Raw genomic sequence first — 19,474 nt, forward strand, 5'->3', positions numbered from 1 at the left:
GGGGGCTAGGCATGAAGATAGAATCGATAGATTTTTTTTATTTGAGCATGCCAGAGGTGGAGGATATAGGAGATGGGAGTCAAGATTCTGTATTGGTAAGAGTGCGTGGAGGAGGATTAGAAGGTTGGGGAGAATGTGAAGCTTCCCCATTGCCTACGATAGCCAGTTATGTATGTCCGATGTCGCACAGTGCTTGTAAGCCGGTAAAATATGCGGTTGAAGGAATGGAGTTGAAATCGATAGCGGATATCCAAAAAGTAACACAAAAGGTACATGAACATAGTTTTGATTTGTTGCAGGCAGATCACACCTTGTCAGGGATTGACATTGCTCTTTGGGATTTGTTAGGGAAATATTTAGAAGTTCCCGTATATGAATTATTAGGGTATAAAAAGTCTTATCCAAAATTACCCTATGCATCCATGTTATTTGGGGATACACCAGCGGAGACGTATGCGAAAGCACGAACAGGCAGATCACAAGGTTTTAAGGCAGTGAAATTTGGTTGGGGCCCAATAGGTAAGGGAAGTGCACAGTTAGATACGGAGCATTTTCGAGCTGCACGAGAGGGATTAGGCGTAGAGAATTATTTAATGGTAGATATAGGAACGGTATGGCACGATGATGTAGAAAAAGCAAAGGAACGGGTAGCAGCATTAAAATCGATAGATGTGTATTGGTTGGAGGAACCCTTTGCGAATATGGCACTGGGAGCCTACCAAGCCTTGTCAAAATATAATATTCCCTTGGCAGCAGGAGAAGGTTGTAACAATTATTTGCAAGCATCGGCCATGATGGAATATGCAGGATTAGAATTTGTACAGATAGATACGGGACGAGTAGGTGGAATTACATCGGCAAAGCGAATAGCAGAAGATACAGAAAAGCGGAAGTTGACCTATGTCAATCATACCTTTACCTCTCATTTGGCTTTAAGTGCATCGTTGCAATCGTATGCTGGGATAGAGAAGGATATTATAACAGAATTTCCATTTGAGGCAAAAAGTTTATGTGAAGAAATGACCGTAAGTAAAATCCAACCCAATACAGATGGATGGATTACTCTGCCTGAACAACCTGGCTTAGGAGTAGAAATTAACAAAAAAGGCTTGGAAAAATATATTGTGGACACAGAAATAAAAGTAAAAGGCAATGTTATATACCAATCACCAGATTTTTAGTTCTAACATTCAAACAATATTAATATTAGTATTACTGCAATTATCAGGATCGATTGTCTTTGCACAAGGAAATAAATTATTGATAGAAGATGTTGTTTTTATATCAAAAATGGATGGTAGTGAGCAACACTATGTTGAGATTAAACCAGTTGGTTTTGATGAAAATAAGACTTATCATCTTATGATTGCTCTGCATGGACATGGATCGGATAGATGGCAGTTTGTAGAGAGTGATCGTTCCGAATGTGCAGCTACTAGATCAATTGCTGAAAAGTATAAAATGATAATGGTCAGTCCTGATTATAGAGCAAAAACATCTTGGATGGGGCCTGCTGCCGAATCTGATTTGAATCAGATTATTGAAGAATTGAAAGCTAAATATGAAGTTGACAAAGTTTTTTTGATGGGAGGCTCGATGGGAGGGACTTCAGCACTTACTTATGCAGCCCTGCATCCCAATCAAATAGATGGAGTAACCTCTTTAAATGGCCATGCTAATCATTTAGAATATGAGAACTTTCAAGATGCTATTTCGTCCTCTTTTGGAGGCCATAAGGCTGAAATTCCTGAAGAGTACAAGAAAAGGAGTGCTGAGTATTGGCCTGAACGATTAACCATGCCCATTGCATTTACTGTCGGAGAATTTGATGAATCTGTTCCAGGTACGAGTATATTAAGATTGGTGGAAATATTAGAAAGATTAAAAAGAGAGGTGTTGTTGATTGTTCATCCTAAAGGAGGACATTCAACCAATTTGATTGAATCAAAAGTGGCATTGGAATTTATGATAGAATCTGCGATAAAAAAATAAATTATAATGAAGATTTCAGTGGATAAAAAAAGTAAAACTATGAACACAATATATTCTAAATGCTTGCTAATATTGATTGTTGTATTGACGGGTTCTTGTAATATTAACCAAGGTCAAAAATCTGCAAAACAAGTTGTGATTGAAAACAAATATCCAACCATAGGGGTAGCATTGTATTCATTTAATAGATTTCCCTTTTTTGAGACCTTAACGAAGACCCAAGAGGTTGGCGTTACAACCATAGAAGGTTTTTTCTTTCATAAATTAGGAGATGATTTTGACAACAAAACTATGCTTGAACTGACAGATGCAGAGTTGCTGAAATTAAAATCGGCCATTGCAAAACAAGGTTTGAAAATGCCCTCCATTTACGCAGGTGGAAATTCTGAGTTGGAGTGGCGGCGTTTCTTTAAAATAGCAGATCATCTGGATTTAGAGTTTATGACTTGTGAGCCAGAACCTGAGTATTGGGATTTATTGAATGAGTTAGGGGCAGAAAAGGGAATAAAGATCGCCATACACGAACACGCCAAAGGCAAGAGTAGATTTTGGCATCCCGATTCAGTTTTGGTAGCCTTAGAAGGGCGATCGCAGTTTGGAGTTTGTGCTGATTTGGGGCATTGGGTTCGCAGTGGATTGGATCCTGTGGATTGTTTAAAAAAATTGGAAGGACATATCATTGCAGTCCATGCCAAAGATTTGGATGAGTTTGGGAAGATAGACGCGAACGATGTGAAGATTAGTGACGGTGTGATTGACTATCCGGTAGTGTTACAGGAATTAAAAAGACAAAACTTTGATGGACCTATCTATATAGAATGCGAACACGATTGGGAGGACAATCTCAAGGATGTTAAATATGGAGTTGATTATATTGAGAAACTTATTAAAAGTTAGCGTGAATTAATCATTGTTAGATAGTTTGCTATTTTAGTGGGGCAAAAATTAAACCCCAAAATGAATGAATAAATGGAAGAATAGAAAAATAGGTGAAGAATCCCCTTATATTCCATTAGGTGTTTTTAAATTAAGATTACCCTTTGTTCATTATCGGTTTGAGTTGCCTGACTATTTGCAAGGCTTGTTGATGTGTGCAGTAGATTTAGCCGCTATTCCCTTAATGATGGAATTATTGGGAATGCCGTTTGAGGCTGCATTGGCGATAGTGATGTTAAATGGATTGTTGTACTTATTTCATCATATGTTGGGTGATCCAGTAGTTCCAGGTTGGATTACACCAGCTATACCATTGTTAATTATTTTTGTAGAGACATATCCTATTGGGGTGGATAGAGTACATGCATTAGTTTCTTTTCAAATGGTACTTGCATTTTTGACTCTCTTTTTGGGAATTACTAAATTAGCCAAAAAAGTCGTTCTTCATATCCCACCTGCTCTTAAATCGGGGATTATCTTAGGTGCAGGTTTAGCGGCAGTGACTACAGTGTTTGATAAAGGAGGACGATTTGATCTATTTCCCATTTCAATTACCTTATTCGTTGGATTGGCATTTTATTTAATATTTTCAGATAGATTTAAACAAATTAGTCAAAATAACAAATCACTAAAGACCATTGCAAAATTGGGGATTTTTCCAATTATTTTGCTTTCTGTTTTTATATCTCCCTTGTTAGGGGAAACTGATTGGCCACAATTGGAATGGGGGTTTACACAACCTGATTTTGGCCTAATGTTTTCTGAATATACAATTCTAGGTGTAGGATTGCCTCCGTTTACCATGTTTTTGAATGCAATACCTATGGCTTTGGCTGCATATATTGTTTTGTTTGGAGATGTGCTTCAGAGCGAGGCCATACTTAAAGAGGCAAGGGTAGACCGACAAGATGAAAAAATTGATTATGATTCAAATAGAGCTCATCTGATCTTTGGAGGTCGGAACTTTTTAATGAGTATTTTTGGTCCTGATGTTGTGATGTGTGGCCCTTTGTGGGCTGCTATGCATGTGGTAATAGTAGAAAGATACAAACAAGGGAAAAAAGCTATGCATTCTATATTTGGCGGTGCGGGGTCATTTCGTTTTGGAACGAATACAGGGTTGTTGCTCTTGCCCATTGTTAGTTTAGTTAAACCAATTCTTGGGATTGCTTTGGCATTAACCTTATTAATACAAGGATATGTAAGTGTAAGAATTGGAATAAATGAATCAAAAAGTCAAAAGGATTTAGGAATTGCTGGGGTGATTGCAGCTATTTTAGTTGTTAAGGGAGCGACTTGGGCGTTTGGTGCAGGTATAATTTTGATTTTATTAATATATGGAAGAAATGTTTTTCAATATGAAGATGAAGTATTGCCAGATTCTTCATATACTGTTTCTAGAAATGAAATAAACTCGAATGATGATAAAATCTAAAGCTGCTGTTTTACATGAAATGGGTTTGCCCAGACCTTATTCTCAATCTAAACCTTTAAAAATTGAACAAGTAGTTCTGGAACCTCCAGGTGAAAATGAAGTTCTTGTAAAAATTAAAGCTGCAGGATTATGTCATTCAGATCTATCTGTAATTGATGGAAATAGACCTCGTCCCTTACCTATGGTATTAGGTCATGAAGCTGCTGGAGAGGTGGTTCTATTGGGAAAAGGAGTTGATAGATTGAGGCTAGGTGATCATGTTGTATTTGCTTTTTTACCTTCTTGTGGATACTGTTCCTATTGTAAAAAGGGGAAGGCAGCACTTTGCGAAAATGGAGCAAAATCCAACTCTGAAGGTGATTTGATGGGTGGGTATAAAAGGATTAAAAAAGATGGTCAATTTTATAATCATCATTTAGGAGTTTCTGGTTTTTCTGAATATGCAGTTGCATCTATTCATTCTTTGGTCAAAATAGATAAAAACATACCATTTTCTGTGGCAGCATTATTTGGTTGTGCGGTCATGACAGGGGTAGGAGCCATTGTTAATACTGCGGAGGTGAAATTGGGGGATAGTGTATTGGTTGTTGGTCTTGGAGGTGTAGGATTGGCTGCTATTATAGGAGCTAAATCTGCTGGAGCTAAGAAAATTATTGGCGCAGATATTAATCCAGCTAAACGAGCAATGGCCTTAAAAATGGGAGCTGATGAAGTTATAGATTCTTCCTTGCCCGATGCCTTGGTTAATCTAAAATCTAAGACTGGAGGAGGAGTAGATATAGCGATGGAATTTGCTGGCGTGATTCCCGCTTTGGAATTTGCTTTTCAAGCGATCAAAAGGGGAGGGACAACAGTTACAGCGGCACTTCCACATCCCGATGCTAGATTAAATATTTCACCAGTAGATTTAGTGGGCAATGAAAAGAGCCTCAAGGGCAGTTATTTGGGGAGTTGCGTTCCTGATCGAGATATTCCGAATTATTTGGCTTTGTATCTTGCTGGTAGATTGCCAGTTGAACAATTGATTTCAGACACCATTACTTTGGATGATATTAATTTAGGGTTCGAAAATCTTGCTAGCGGTAAAGCCATTCGGCAGATTGTCGTGTTTTAAAGAATTGTTTAATTATTATTTTTTGAAATTTTGCGGGGTGGCAATAGGTTCGTTTTTGCCTTCAAGTATTTAAAACCAATAAGGTTATGTCAATTTTTAGTAATGTGTTGTTATAGTCAAGGTTTATTTTGTTGCAATTTGAAACAATCTTTTTTTATATAAAAATCGTCTATTTACCCTCCATGATTTATTGTTTCATCAAGATGCAGAGATCTATTGGTTGATAAGAAATTTTTAATTTATGGTTGTGAATAATGGTTATTACCTGCCTATATTTATTGTAATAGCGTCTCGATCAGGAAGATAGTCTGCCGAATTACAGTACAATCACACCTATTGGGAGATGTATGGTTTTGCTTAACTACGGTCAAAAGGCAATTTAGATCCTAATGGGACATTGAGTTATGAATTTCAAGTATTCCAGGAAAGAACTTTTGACCTTCGAATGTATTATTTGCTAATTCCTATAGATGAAAAGAAAAAATCAGGTTTAAATCAAAATTCTGGCTATTAGTATTGTGAATATTTTGATTTAAAGGAAGGGTAAATCCAGCTGTTAAATATGTATATTACGATTGCTAAATAAAATAAATTACAAAATTTAAGAATGCAATCAAAAATGAAGAATTTTTTATGTTTAATCATCAGTGCTTTTATGTTTTCCTGCACTGATCCGGTAGTTACAGAGTTGGACGGTCTGCAAGTTCCGGAAGGATTTTCAATAGAACGAGTGGTTAGCTCTGATCAGATATCTTATCCCATGTTTGCGACCTACGACGACAAGGGGCGATTATTTGTATTTGAATCCACAGGGATCAACGATATGGGGACGGAGGTAATGATGGCTGAACCGAGTTATCATATTCGTTTACTGGAAGATAGCAATGGAGATGGGCAGTTTGATGTCAGCAAAATATATGCGGATAAAATTCCATTTCCCATGGGAGGAAGTTTTTACAATGGTAGTCTATATGTAGCTGCCTCACCAGATTATATAAAATTGACCGATGCAGACGGGGATGGTCAGGCTGAGGAACGGGAGACATTGCTTACAGGCTGGGTGTTGAACCAAAATGGAGCTATTTTAAGTGGTCCTTTTATGGGGCCAGATGGATGGATGTATATGGCCGATGCTCGACGTAGTTTTGATATCACCAACCAAGAAGGCGAACATTTTAAAGGTGGAGGTGCGAGAATATGGCGTTGTAAACCCGACGGTAGTCAACTCGAATGGATGAGTGGTGGCGGTTTTGACAATTCCATTGAGATTGTATTTATGCCATCGGGCGAGTCAATAGGAACCATGACCTACTTTACTGAACCGCAAAATGGTCAACGTGATGCCCTGATGCATTGGGTTGAAGGCGGTGTTTATCCTAAACCTCAAATTACGATTTCTCAAGATGGATTGCCTTTGACCGGGGAATTGATGCCGGTGATGACAAAGTTACCTAGAGTGGCTCCATCAGGATTAATGCGATATGAGGGCGATGCCTGGGGGGAGTCTTTTAAGGGCAATCTCTTTAGTGCAGAATTTAATACCGGCCGGATTATGAGACATGTGGTATCTCCAGTTGGGGCAACTTATGCCACAGTAGACGAAGCTTTTATAACCGCTAACAAACAGGATGTACATCCCACTGATGTGTTACAAGATGCCGATGGTAGTCTGTTGGTCTTGGTGACTGGAGGGTGGTTTATTAAAGGGTGTCCACTGTCTCAAGTGGCTAAGCCTGAAGTACCAGGTGGTATTTATAGAATAAGGAAAATCGATAGTCCGAAACAAGGTAAAGATCTATGGGGAAATGATATTGATTTTGATGCGTCCTCCGAAGCGGAATTGACAGAATTACTTACGGATAATAGATTAGCTGTGCGGAAAAACGCCATAGAGGCCTTGATTCGCAAAGGAGGTTCTGCTATTCCGGCACTTGCGACTAAGATGGCGGATTCCGATGCTGAAACACGTGCAGCTATTGTGTTTGCCTGTTATAGAATAGGAGGAGCTGACGCATTGGCCTTAGTTCGTAAGAGTCTAGGTGATGAAGATGGCTTGGTTAGAGTGGCTGCTGCCCGTTGTGCTGGATTGGCTCAAGATGAAGCTGCAATTAGTGCATTGGCAAATATGGTAGTGAAAGATGATTTGGCTGTGAGAAGACAGGCCGCTACAGCATTGGGGCAAATTGGAAATACTTCGGCAGTAGCCTCTTTGTTGAAATCGGTTGAGAATGTAGACGATAGAGTATTGGAGCACAGTATTATTCACGCTTTAACAAAATTGGGATCAGTCTCAGATCTCCAAGCTGGACTTAAATCTGGAAATCCAAATGTACAAAAAGCGGCCTTGATCGCTTTGGATCAAATGAAACCTTCCCCATTGAAAGAGTCCGATCTATTGCCTTTTTTGACCAGTGACAATGAGGCCAATCGAGGGATCGGTATCTGGGTTGCCTCTCATCGACCCGCTTGGTCTGATGTCGTAGAAGATTTTGTAAAAGTGGGTATTCAAGCTGAAGATTTAACCGATCTTAAAAAGTTGTTGCTGTTGTTTTGTGGGAATACCAAAATTCAAACTCTTTTGTTGAAACAGTTGAAATCTTCAAAGTCAGCTGAACAGCAATCACTTATCCTAGAGGTGATGCGCAATTGTGATGTGTCTGATTTTCCCAAACAATGGCAAAATGCTTTGGCTCAAATGTTAAATGGATCAGATGAAGTCTTACAGCTGGAAGTGTTGGAATTGTTGGAATCAAGAGGGTTGAAGGAAATGAAAATCCAATTGACAACTATGGCAGCTGACGCAAAAAAATCTTTGGAAATTCGTCTTAAGGCCATGAGTGCTCGATTGATGGTGGATAAAACGTTGACAGATAGTGAGTTTTCTTTTTTAACCGATTTAATGCAAGCGGATCAAGTATCTTACACTCGACAGCAAGCTGTAAGGTTGATCAGTCGTTCTGATTTATCGGATGCTCAACTGATTCATTTGGGGAATGTTGAATTGACCAAAGCAGAGCCTTTTATGTTGACTGGTATATTGGATGTATTCAAAGGTGTAGAAAACGAAGCTGTAGGAATGGCTATGGTATCGGGCTTGAGTAGTATGAAAGAAGGTTTAGATAATATTTCTATGACAGATATTGAAGCTTTGTTGCAGTCTTATCCATCGACGGTAGCAGATCATGCCAAACCATTGGTTGCAAAGATTGAGGAATTGCAAGCTGAGCGTCTGGGTAAATTGCAGGATTTAGAAGCGACTTTGGTAAAAGGTGATATAGGTGAAGGTCGAAAATTGTTTTTTGGGAAGGCCATTTGCTCTACCTGCCATGCCGTAGGTTCTGAGGGAAGTGATTTTGGTCCGGATTTGTCAAATATTGGCGATATTCGATCACAACACGATATTTTGGAAGCCATAGTCTATCCCAGTGTAAGTTTTGCACGTGAATATGATACGTATATCGTTAAAACCAAGGATAATAGTTATACTGGTGTTATCAAAGAGCAAACTGGTGATGTGGTTGTCATGTCAATGGGACCTGGCAATGAAATTCGTATACCTAGAGCAGATGTTTTGTCCATTAGTGAACACAATGTTTCGATGATGCCGGCGGGATTGGATCAACATTTGAGTACAGAGGAATTGTCTCATTTAATGGCCTTTTTGAATGCTTTGCCGTATAATCTAGATAGACTTATAGATCTTCAGGCAACAGAATAAAACAATCGATGAGATATAAACTTCCTTTGGTAATTTTTAGGAAGTTTGAGGATTTGAAGAAAATAGTGGCAATTAGATTTGTACAAATAGAGCTTGGTCGTGTCCTTGAAAGGATGTGACCAAGCTTTGTTTATGTTTGTATATTGTAATATTACTTTTCGTGTTAATCTAAGATTTAATACTGATGTGAAAATAAAGTATAAATAGGATAATAATTGCGCTTAGAAACAGATCGTTATATTTTTTTATAAAACTCATGTTGATGTCTTATACCGCTCATATTTTACTGCTATTTTTTTACCTATTGGTGGCTTGTTCACCATCGAGTAATCAATCTCTAGGAGATATAGATTTACTTGATTGGTATCGGCCAATTGATCAACCCATTTTTACCGATAAATACGGGAATAATCACGATCCTATCTTGTTTTATGATGAAACCATGGAATATCCCTATTATTTAATTATTAGTCATGAAAAAACAGCGGCTCACCTATGGCGAGCCAAAGAATGGTCAATTCAAGGAAGAGATTGGGAGTTGGTGTCTGATCAATATCAAATTGGGGGGCATTATGAATATGATGATGGATTGAAGATAGGTGGTATGTATTATTTATACGAAGCAGGAAAAGTGTATACTTATACTGGAGCATTGGAAGACGGCAGTGGACAATGGGAGGAATCTGGTAGTTTTCCAGTAGAGGAATGCGATGATATTGGTGTGTATTATGAAGATGGAGTCTTTCATATTTTTGGAGAGTTTGGTTACTTTCCACATGGACCAGACGGTAGTAGTTTATCACATTTTCAATCTACGACGGGTTTGGGAGATTGGAAGCTCGTCGATAGCTTAGCTGTAAATCCCAATCCCAATGGTGGTCAAGAAATTGGAGTAGGGGATGCCACTATAGTGAAAGTTGATTCTACCTATTATTTGTATTGTGATCAAGAGACCGAGGATTTGCCCTATCGGATTGCTGCATGGAAGACCAATGATCTTCAGAAGAGTTTTGAATTTTTAAAGGTTGTTATTGAACCGCGGTCTGAAGATGTAGAAGACTGGGATAATTATCGAATCCAAGATGGCGATGTAGCGTTTATTCCTGAAATAGGGAAGTATGTAATGTTGGTCAATATGAAAGATCACGATGGTCAGCCTGGTTATCCCCAAGGCAAGGAAAGGAAGAGCAGTCATTTGAAGGACGGGCAAACGAGAGTGGTCGGCATGTTTTATGCGGATCCATTGGATTAATCTATTACGAATTACAGGACAGTCACGTTTTAACGTAGAGACATGACCGAATATAACTGAATATGACTGAGTCTAGTTTCCCCAAAGGAAACCAAATGTCCTTAATATGACCGAATGTAGTTGCTCTTTAGAGGAACCAAATGCCTATAATAGGCATTTGATGAGGGAAGACGACCACTGCGGCATGACTAGTATTTATGAAAACTGACGGGATGGTTCGATTGAATAAAAAATAAATTTTTGATTTCCTGCAGAATTTCCTAACCACCCCGTCAGTAAACTGACACCCCCGCCAGAGGTGTGATTGCAATTGGGTTGAAACATTTCAGATGGGTGTTAAACGGATGCTAGCTTATTTTTTTTGCTTCAAATTTTATTTAGGTGCATGGGGTAGTAAATAGCTGGAATTCAGTCTTTTTTTATTAAATTTAGACAGGAATCTAAAATGTTAAATACTTAAACTAGAGCAAAGAAAAATTATTTGATTGTATTAAATTGAATAATTAGAATAAATTGCGGTGTTGGTAATTTTTTATCTTTAATCTTTTGATAAACTATGGGATTGTGAAATAAATGATTAGTCCTGAGCCAAAGTGTAGACTTCGGTATTTATAATACTTGGAAGATTGATAAATCTTTATGCCGTATTATTTTTTATTGAGTTGCTACAAAGGGTTATTATTTGGAGATTTGAGACTATTGTAGTAGCTGATGGTAATACTATAGGTGTTTAAAAGACGAATATAAAAATATTAGTGATCGTGAATATGCATTTCGGTAAGGGAATACATATTTACAATATAAATTGAGATATCTCTAGTAAGAATGGAAAATATAAGATATATATTGGCCACTAGGATATCAATCAAAATTTCAAATGAAAATATTATAGTGCTGTGATGGTAATTTTAAAAAGGGAAATTTGAAAATTTAAATCATGCACATTCAGGCAAGGTTAGTAAGGATTTATAGTTGATCTATTTAACTCTGTGATGTACCTTGCTTGATAACGAATTTGTTGCACAAAGATGCATTCCTTGTGGAGGAGGATAGTTGAAGTTGGCAGGATAGGGGATTGGAATTTTTCTTCTGTAGCAATAATGAATTAGTTAGACATTGATCTATCTAGGTTTGTATGGTTTAGCGAAGGAAGTGGAATTACAAACAAGTTATTAATATATAATTATTTTCATTATGACAAAAAGAAGAGAATTTATTAAAAAGGGTATGGTCGGTACTACCGGCCTTGTCATCGGAGGCATGGGCCTGACCGCTCGTTCTTACGCTTCTATCATTGGAGCCAATGACAGGATCAATGTGGGAGTGGTAGGGATTCGAGGTCGAGGTCAATCCCATATTTCAGCTTATTGCGAAATGAGGAATAGCCACAACATTCGATTGACGACATTGTGTGATGTGGATGAACAGTTTTTTGGACCGCGATCCAAAATGGTGATTGAAAATGGAGGTGAAAAACCCAAAACAGAATGGGATATGCACAAGGTATTGCAAGATCCCGATATTGATGTAGTATCTTTTGCTACACCAAATCACTGGCATGCTCTCGGTGCAATATGGGCTTGTCAGGCAGGTAAGCACGTATATGTAGAGAAGCCAGCCATGCACAATTTATGGGAAGGTCGCAAGATGATCGAAGCAGCTCGAAAATACGATAAGAGAATGCAGGTCGGTTTCCAGAATCGATCTATAGATAATGTAATCGAAGCGATGAAATTTCTCCATGACGGAGGTATCGGAGACGTATATATGGCCAGAGGAACTTGTATTAAACCCAGAGATTCCTTTGGAATAGCTCCCAATACTGAACCGCCTGCCAGTCTGCATTATGATCAATGGTTGGGGCCAGCTCCTTGGCGACCATACAACGAAAAAAGAGGTCATTACAATTGGCATTGGTTTTGGGATACCGGTAACGGAGATACCGGAAATCAAGGACCACATCAGTTTGATGTAGCCAGATGGGGATTGAACAAAAAAGAACATCCTGTAAGTATTTATTCAACTGGAGGTATATATGGTATCGATCCAGATGAGTGTGCACAGCAAACACCGAATACCCAAAGTTCAATCATTAAATACGCAGACGGAACAATGTTGGAGTTTGAGACTCGTGGTCGATATTCCAATGGGGAGTCTAGTTTGGATATCAGAGTGGGGAATGTTTTTTATGGGACGGAAGGATATCTGGAGATCGATGGAGGAACTTGGAAGGCCTTCAAAGGTCGAGAAAAACAGCCTTTTGCGGGGTCCAAACCTGGAGGTACAAGTAATGCTAGTATTTCATTGACGGGATCAAGCGATACGGCGCATTTTGCCAATTTTATCGATGCCGTTCGTTCCGGTAAGGATTTGGACTTGAATTGTGATATTCAGGAAGGTTATATGTCTAGTGCCTTGGCTTTATTGTCCAATGTATCGTATCGATTGGATCGAAAATTAGAATTTATGGGCGATTTGGAAATGGTGAAATCGGATGCCGATGCCAATGCCATGTTGACTAGAAATTATCGTACACCTTATATCGTACCCGAATCAGTATAATTTAATATAAAAACAGAAAATAATAAAATGAAAAATTTAACTGCAACAATGGTTGCCTTTGTCGTTTTGATTTCTTTTTCCTGCAATAAAAATATGGGAAAAGCAGATGGTAACGGTGAAAAATCGAAAGTGACTTTTATAGAAAATGCCCAGGATAATAGCGTGGATGTAATGGTTGATAATCAATTGTTTACTTCTTTTAGGTGGCCAGAGAAAGCAACAAAACCTATGCTGTATCCCATTATCAATGCCGGAGGGACAGAGATTACCAGAGGTTTCCCTCTCAATCCTAAGGTGGGAGAGAGAGCAGATCACCCTCATCAGATGGGGATGTGGTTGACCTATGGAAAGGTCGATGGCAATGATTTTTGGGGTAATGGGTCGCATGGACTAGGGACGAAGAATGATAATGGAGGATTCATTAAAGAAGTGAAAGTCAATAAGACTTCAGCAGGGACAAATGAAGGAGTCTTAAAATTCTCTTCTCAATGGATCGGTAGTGATGGGGTAGAATTGTTAAATGAAAATACTGAGTTTCACTTTATTGCAGAGGGATCACTGCGTATTATTGATCGCATTACGACCCTTACATCTATCGACAAAGAAGTAAAATTCGATGACACCAAAGAAGGTATGTTTGGGATACGGGTGGCGCGACAATTGGAATTGCCTTCACAGGGAACGATGACGCTTTTAAATGCAGCTGGTGAGCCAGAGAAAGTAAAGGCTATGTCAACTGATGGAATTACTGGTAACTATATGAGTAGTGAAGGTGGAAGTGGCCTAGAGGTATGGGGCAGTCGAGCAAAATGGATGGATTTGTATGGCAATATTGGTGATGAGAAGGTTTCTTTGGTGATCTGTGATCATCCCAAAAATGTAAATTATCCAACTTGGTGGCATGCTCGCGGCTATGGTCTTTTTGCAGCCAATCCATTTGGGGCTAAAGATTTTACCGAGGGTAAACAAAGTATTAACTTTTCTATTCCAAAGAAGGGATCGGTGACGTTTAGATATCGAACCATCATTAGTTCAGGCAATCATTTGACTGCAGATCAAATCAACAGCTATGCTGATGATTTTGCAAAAAAGTACTAGGGCTGATTTTTAGTTGAAATTATCCAAAGGGCGGAGAGCAGGAATGACCTCCAAACTGAGGTGAGATAAAAAGTCTATATAGGTTGCGGGAGTGAGCTATATAGACTTTTTTATGTTTTAAAAATATTAATTATATTAATACGTAATATATTGAATATGATATTTTAAGTCAAATATGTGTTATGTTGACCGAATGAAGTTACCCTTTGGGGAGGCAGATGGACTAAATGTCCATCCGATGAGATAAACGGAGCCAGTGCGCTTGGGTGGGGATTCTCTCCTAAATGAGGGTAAACATCCATTGCTCTATCATGAAATTGGACTGATGTGTGGATTATTTAATTGCGAATGGAGATGATCATAGATTTGTCACACTTTTTGCCCAATTCCCCTCCTTTGGAGGGTTGGTAGTTTACTGACGGGGTGGTTAAAATATTACAATGTCAGAATATATCTATCACGCTAAAAGTTTTCTTATAGATAGAAGTCGATTATAGCAAAAATCCGGCAAATCAATCATTCGTCTTCCATTTCGAGCCGCGTAAGTACCAAGGCGCTACGGCAATCATAAGGTTCATTAACCATCAATAGCCATCATTTCTTTGTATCTTTAGAAAAAACCTATGTGTTCTTTATGGTGAACTATATCAAATCTCCAGGGAAAGAAAAAATACAACCACAGTTTCTGTGATTCAGGGATAAATTCCTTTAGTTTTATATCTTGTCCTTTCTCTTGTTTTCAAAGTATATAAATCGAAATATAACTGTTAATGATAAATTCATTTGGTATTAGGGGGCAATAATCATTAATAAGATAAGTAGTATAAGTGCAATTATGATAGCGATTTCTTGGCAAATAGTAAGATTTTTGTTTAAGTTTTCAAGATTAGAACATTGACTTTCTAGTTCTTTAAGATTGTCGGGGAATGTATTGTTTTTATATTGTTTACGTTCAAGGGCTCTGCTTATTTTGTACTTTAATTTATAATTTTTTGATTCAGAACGGGTAATGATCAAGCCAATAATTATTGAGATGATGAGTGAAAATAATGAAATTATACTACACCATATATGACAATCATTTTCTGTGTTATTAAAGGATTTAAATTGGGTTAATGTGTAACCTAACATAGATGATGCTAATATGAAATATAGATTTCGTGTATACCTTAGATGTTGAACATGAATGTTGCGCCAAGCGTCTAGGTCATACAATTTTAACTTGAAGTTCATATTTTTTAATACAAATATATGAATTTAAATCATATATAAAATCCTTTTAATGAATGATTTTGTGTGTTTGGTGTTACCTTATTCATAAGTTTACTTTTCTAGAATAATTTTAAGTTCGAAATCGAAACGTATATAGCTATAGTAGATATTCTATTTATAGGGTCCATAGCTAATTACACTTCTTTTTTAATGGTGATGAATATTTGTATTTTATCCAAATTATATATTAATAAATTTGTTATTTTTGGACAATTGTAATGATTTAATGAAAAATAGAATGGTAAAAATAAGTGTTGTCCTTGCTGTGCTTTGTGTCTTTTTGAGTTGTCAAACAGAATCAAAACACGAAGAAAATAAAAATGTGGTTGAATTTCCGACCATATCCGAGCCCATATTATTGGTGGACAATGGCAAAGAACATCTCTACGCCAGCTATTATGGAATTAATTCCTTCAGTGCCAATGATAGATATGCTACCGTTCTGGAGACCGATATCAAGTATACCCTCCCTACAGAGGATGAACCAGCAACCTTGGGGATGGTAGATCTTGAAACAGGTGACTTTATTCCATTAACAGAAACACGTGCTTGGAATTTTCAACAGGGCTGTATGGCTCATTGGTTGCCCTCTTCTCCGGATTCTTTAATAATTTACAACGATCTTAGAGAGGGTAAGTTTATTTCTATAATTTTCAATGTTCATACTAAGGAAGAAATTAAAACCATTCCTTATCCCATTAGTGCACTGTCCAACAATGGGAAATATGCAGCGAGTATTAATTTTTCTAGACTGAGACAGACCCGTTCTGATTATGGATATGGAGGCGAAGGTCAAGATGCCAATATGGATGTCCAATTCCCCGAAGATGACGGTTTGTTTATAGTTGATTTGGAAACGGGAGAAGCCGACCTCATAGTATCCATGGCCGATGTCCGTGACCAAGTGCCAGAAGTGGTGGATGAAGGCATTGAATATTTTAATCACACTCTATTTAGTCGTGGGGACAGTAAAATATTTTGGTTGGCGAGGGCCATTCCCAATAGAAATACTACTTCATTTGTGGTCAATATCGACGGAACGGAATTGACACGGTGTTTTCCCGATGATTGGGGAGGATCTCATTTCGATTGGTTAAACGATGATGAATTAATGGTGACGGCTGCATACCAAGGCAAGCAATACAGTCATGTTTTGTTTACTCCAGGGCAAGATAATTACGTCAGACTGGGTAATGGCATCTTAGATTACGATGGTCATGGCGCCTTCTCCCCAGATGGCAAGTGGATGATTACTGATACCTATCCTAGAGGTAGTGCTTTGTTAGAACAAAAAATTTACTTAATGCATATGGCTACACAGGCTATTTTGCCCTTAGGGACATTTGTTGAACCTGCTGAATTTAAAAGTCATTGGCGATGTGATATTCATCCGCGATGGAGTAGAAGTGGACAGCTGGTTGGATTTAACTCTACTCATACGGGGAGTCGACAGGCCTATTTGTTGAAACTAGATTTTTGAACCAAAGGCTACAATAGAATCTCTACCGTTTGACTTTTATATAAATTTTAGTATAAACTGACGACTATAGCATTTTATATCAATATTTCTTTTGTTTGGGTATTAATTGAAATTGATTTCTTTTAAGTGTTTACATTTTTTAATAATATTATTTCTATTTAAGTGTAATAGTCATATTTTTATTGCCTTTGTTTGTGGTGGCCCAATAAGTGAGTGAATTCATTTAGTTTTAATCTTAATCTATGAGTGCAAAGAATATTGAAAGGTTGGCGTTGGCATTTTCAGTTTTAGGAATTGCCTTATTGGTATTGTCTCTTTTTGGGCAACTTGATTATCGGCCTGGGGTATTATTGTTGATGATGGGGGGAAGCATTGTCATGATGAATTATTCTGCATTAAAGGGGTATACTTTTACAGCTTGGGTATTGGTTTGTGTGGGTTTTGCCTTGGCCTATCCACAGCATTTGATACAGTGGGGAGATTTTAAATTGTCCTTATTGATTGTTCCATTGATACAAATGATAATGTTTGGAATGGGTACGACTTTGAGTTTGTCCGATTTCAAGAAAATATTAATCACGCCTTGGCCTGTATTTATTGGAGTCGTATTGCAGTTTGGCATTATGCCCTACGTTGGATATATGGTTGCTACTTATATGGGCTTTGATGGAGAATTGGCGGCAGGGATTGTGCTAATCGGATCGGTATCTGGTGGCGTCGCCTCCAATTTAATGGCTTATATCGCCGGAGCTAATGTGGCATTATCTGTGACTATGACAGTGGTATCTACTTGTTTGGGGCCTGTTATGACACCGTTGTTGATGTCTACCTTTGCAGGAAGCTTTATAACTGTGGATACTTTTGCCATGATGATGGGGGTAGTGAATATTATAGTGATTCCCGTAGTGATAGGGTTGTTGGCGCATAATATATTGTATAGTTCGGCAAAGTGGGCCAATAGTTTAAAGACTATGCTCGGAATAGCTTTTGTAGCCCTCATGATTTTTATCCTTGGTTTGACATCGTCTTGGATGGATTCGGGAGTGATTTTGACATTGCGCAATGGTTTAATGATGGGCTGTGGCTTGATTCTGTTGGTGTCGTTGTCCAAGGCCGTGATTGGAATATGGTTGAAACGCCCCAATACTTGGATGGATAAATTATTGCCCTTCGTTTCCATGATAGGGATTTGCATTATTTTGGCCGTGATTATTGCACAGACTCATGATGTGTTGATGGCTGCAGGCGGATTGTTGGTTGTGGCTGCTATTATACATAATAGTACTGGATATTTACTAGGTTATTGGATGGCTAGGCTTTCTGGAGGAGTTATTGGTAAAATTGGTTTTGCCATGGGGTGGTTGTCTACTAATGAGACCTTAATCGATGAGGCTAGTTGTCGAACGGTAGCCTTTGAAGTCGGTATGCAAAATGGAGGTATGGCAACGGGATTGGCTATGGACGTCCTTAAAAGTCATGTGGCTGCATTGCCGCCGAATTTATTCGGTACTTGGATGAATATTTCAGGCTCTATGTTGGCGAATTATTGGAAAAAAAATAAACCTGCTCTTACACTTTCTGAGAAAAGTCTGGAATCAGTGGTGGAATCAAATGTATAAATACGGGTTAAATAGCTGTAATAGTTTAAACCCCCAGTCGTCAATTGGGACAAAATACGATAAACGGTATTCCTTGATGACATCCTAATATAGTGCTGTTTAATATAAATTCTAGTCTTTTTTATCTAATCGTCGCGTTATCGATTAGTAGAATTCCTTCAATTATTTACCTGATCTTTTCATTAACCCTAGATTTAAAGCATAAAAAGATCTTTTGAATTATCATTAAATTCGGTTATGTGAAATGTGAAAAATTAAATATCAAAATTCTTGAGATTTATATGTTCTTATAATAAAAGCCATGTGGGCAATGAAGATGTATCCTACATATAAAGTATTGTGTTCGGTATCGAAACTGATCTTCATTATTTGATATAGGTTTTATTAACTTTATTGGTGAAATATAGCCTTTATATGGATTTGAAAAATGAAAAATATTTGGTTGACGGATCTTATTTGCTGGAGAAGTTTCCAGGGAAAGGGGGCTGGACTTATGCCAGAATCCCTGAAATTAGCCAAAATCCAAAGAATCCATTTGGTTGGGTAAAGGTGAAGGGGAAAATTGATGACTATTCATTAAACCAATATAAACTAATGCCGATGGGAGAGGGGAAGCTTTTTTTGCCAGTGAAGACTGATATTCGCAAAAAGATTCGAAAACAGGCTGGGGATTATGTTTATATTCAGTTGGCATTGGATGAGTCTATACTCGAAATACCAGATGAAATAAATTCTTGTTTTGAGACAGAGGAGGAGATAGTAAAACAAACATTTACCTCATTGACAGAAGGGCAGAGAAAAACGTATTTGGATTGGATTTATAATGCTAAAACCGATGAAACTAAGATAAATCGAATATTGGCTATGATGGATGAATTGCGTAAAATGACTAAAGTGTGATTTTTCTGCCTAAAAATTGGGGATAGTTCATTTAACTGTGTCTTTGTTTAAAAATAATATTATTCTACTTCCCTCTTTTGGGAAGTAAGATTAGGT

General features: G+C 37.9%; 12 protein-coding genes. All 12 read left to right on the forward strand.

The genetic code is table 11. The features are described 5' to 3' along the window. The first annotated feature begins 11 nt into the window (after positions 1-11). The 12 genes from LVD51_RS06850 to LVD51_RS06905 all read left to right on the forward strand — a co-directional run bounded on the left by LVD51_RS06850 (position 12) and on the right by LVD51_RS06905 (position 19,378). On the forward strand, positions 12-1,181 hold the full coding sequence (locus LVD51_RS06850) for a mandelate racemase/muconate lactonizing enzyme family protein (protein WP_236970464.1): 1,170 nt from the start codon (positions 12-14) through the stop codon (positions 1,179-1,181). Then, complete coding sequence (locus LVD51_RS06855; protein ID WP_236970465.1) at positions 1,153-1,992, forward strand: carboxylesterase family protein; 840 nt, start codon at positions 1,153-1,155, stop codon at positions 1,990-1,992. Before LVD51_RS06850 ends, LVD51_RS06855 begins: the two co-directional genes overlap by 29 nt. A gap of 39 nt (positions 1,993-2,031) precedes the next feature. Beyond that, positions 2,032-2,889: a sugar phosphate isomerase/epimerase family protein gene (locus LVD51_RS06860; protein ID WP_236970466.1), complete on the forward strand. Its 858-nt coding sequence runs from the start codon at positions 2,032-2,034 to the stop codon at positions 2,887-2,889. Between the two features lie 64 nt (positions 2,890-2,953). Then, positions 2,954-4,363, forward strand: coding sequence for a hypothetical protein (locus LVD51_RS06865; protein ID WP_394803156.1), 1,410 nt, complete (start codon positions 2,954-2,956; stop codon positions 4,361-4,363). Then, complete coding sequence (locus LVD51_RS06870; RefSeq protein ID WP_394803159.1) at positions 4,353-5,477, forward strand: zinc-dependent alcohol dehydrogenase family protein; 1,125 nt, start codon at positions 4,353-4,355, stop codon at positions 5,475-5,477. Before LVD51_RS06865 ends, LVD51_RS06870 begins: the two co-directional genes overlap by 11 nt. A 619-nt stretch (positions 5,478-6,096) precedes the next feature. Beyond that, positions 6,097-9,195, forward strand: a complete 3,099-nt coding sequence (locus LVD51_RS06875) for a PVC-type heme-binding CxxCH protein (RefSeq protein ID WP_236970469.1) — start codon at positions 6,097-6,099, stop codon at positions 9,193-9,195. A gap of 262 nt (positions 9,196-9,457) precedes the next feature. Further along, positions 9,458-10,447 carry a hypothetical protein gene (locus LVD51_RS06880; RefSeq protein WP_236970470.1) on the forward strand — a complete coding sequence of 330 codons (990 nt, stop codon included), beginning with the start codon at positions 9,458-9,460 and terminating at the stop codon, positions 10,445-10,447. Between the two features lie 1,194 nt (positions 10,448-11,641). Further along, positions 11,642-13,009, forward strand: coding sequence for a Gfo/Idh/MocA family protein (locus LVD51_RS06885; RefSeq protein ID WP_236970471.1), 1,368 nt, complete (start codon positions 11,642-11,644; stop codon positions 13,007-13,009). Positions 13,010-13,036: 27 nt separating this feature from the next. Further along, on the forward strand, positions 13,037-14,107 hold the full coding sequence (locus LVD51_RS06890) for a DUF6807 domain-containing protein (protein WP_236970472.1): 1,071 nt from the start codon (positions 13,037-13,039) through the stop codon (positions 14,105-14,107). A gap of 1,498 nt (positions 14,108-15,605) precedes the next feature. Further along, entirely contained in the window at positions 15,606-16,859 is a 1,254-nt protein-coding gene (locus tag LVD51_RS06895) for a TolB-like translocation protein (protein ID WP_236970473.1), read from the forward strand. A 242-nt stretch (positions 16,860-17,101) separates the two neighbouring features. After that, complete coding sequence (locus LVD51_RS06900) at positions 17,102-18,478, forward strand: bile acid:sodium symporter family protein (RefSeq protein WP_236970474.1); 1,377 nt, start codon at positions 17,102-17,104, stop codon at positions 18,476-18,478. Between the two features lie 414 nt (positions 18,479-18,892). After that, positions 18,893-19,378, forward strand: coding sequence for a YdeI/OmpD-associated family protein (locus LVD51_RS06905; protein ID WP_236970475.1), 486 nt, complete (start codon positions 18,893-18,895; stop codon positions 19,376-19,378). Positions 19,379-19,474: the final 96 nt, after the last annotated feature.

This window comes from Membranihabitans marinus (assembly GCF_021729155.1).
Taxonomy (GTDB): Bacteria; Bacteroidota; Bacteroidia; order Chitinophagales; family Saprospiraceae; genus Membranihabitans; species Membranihabitans marinus.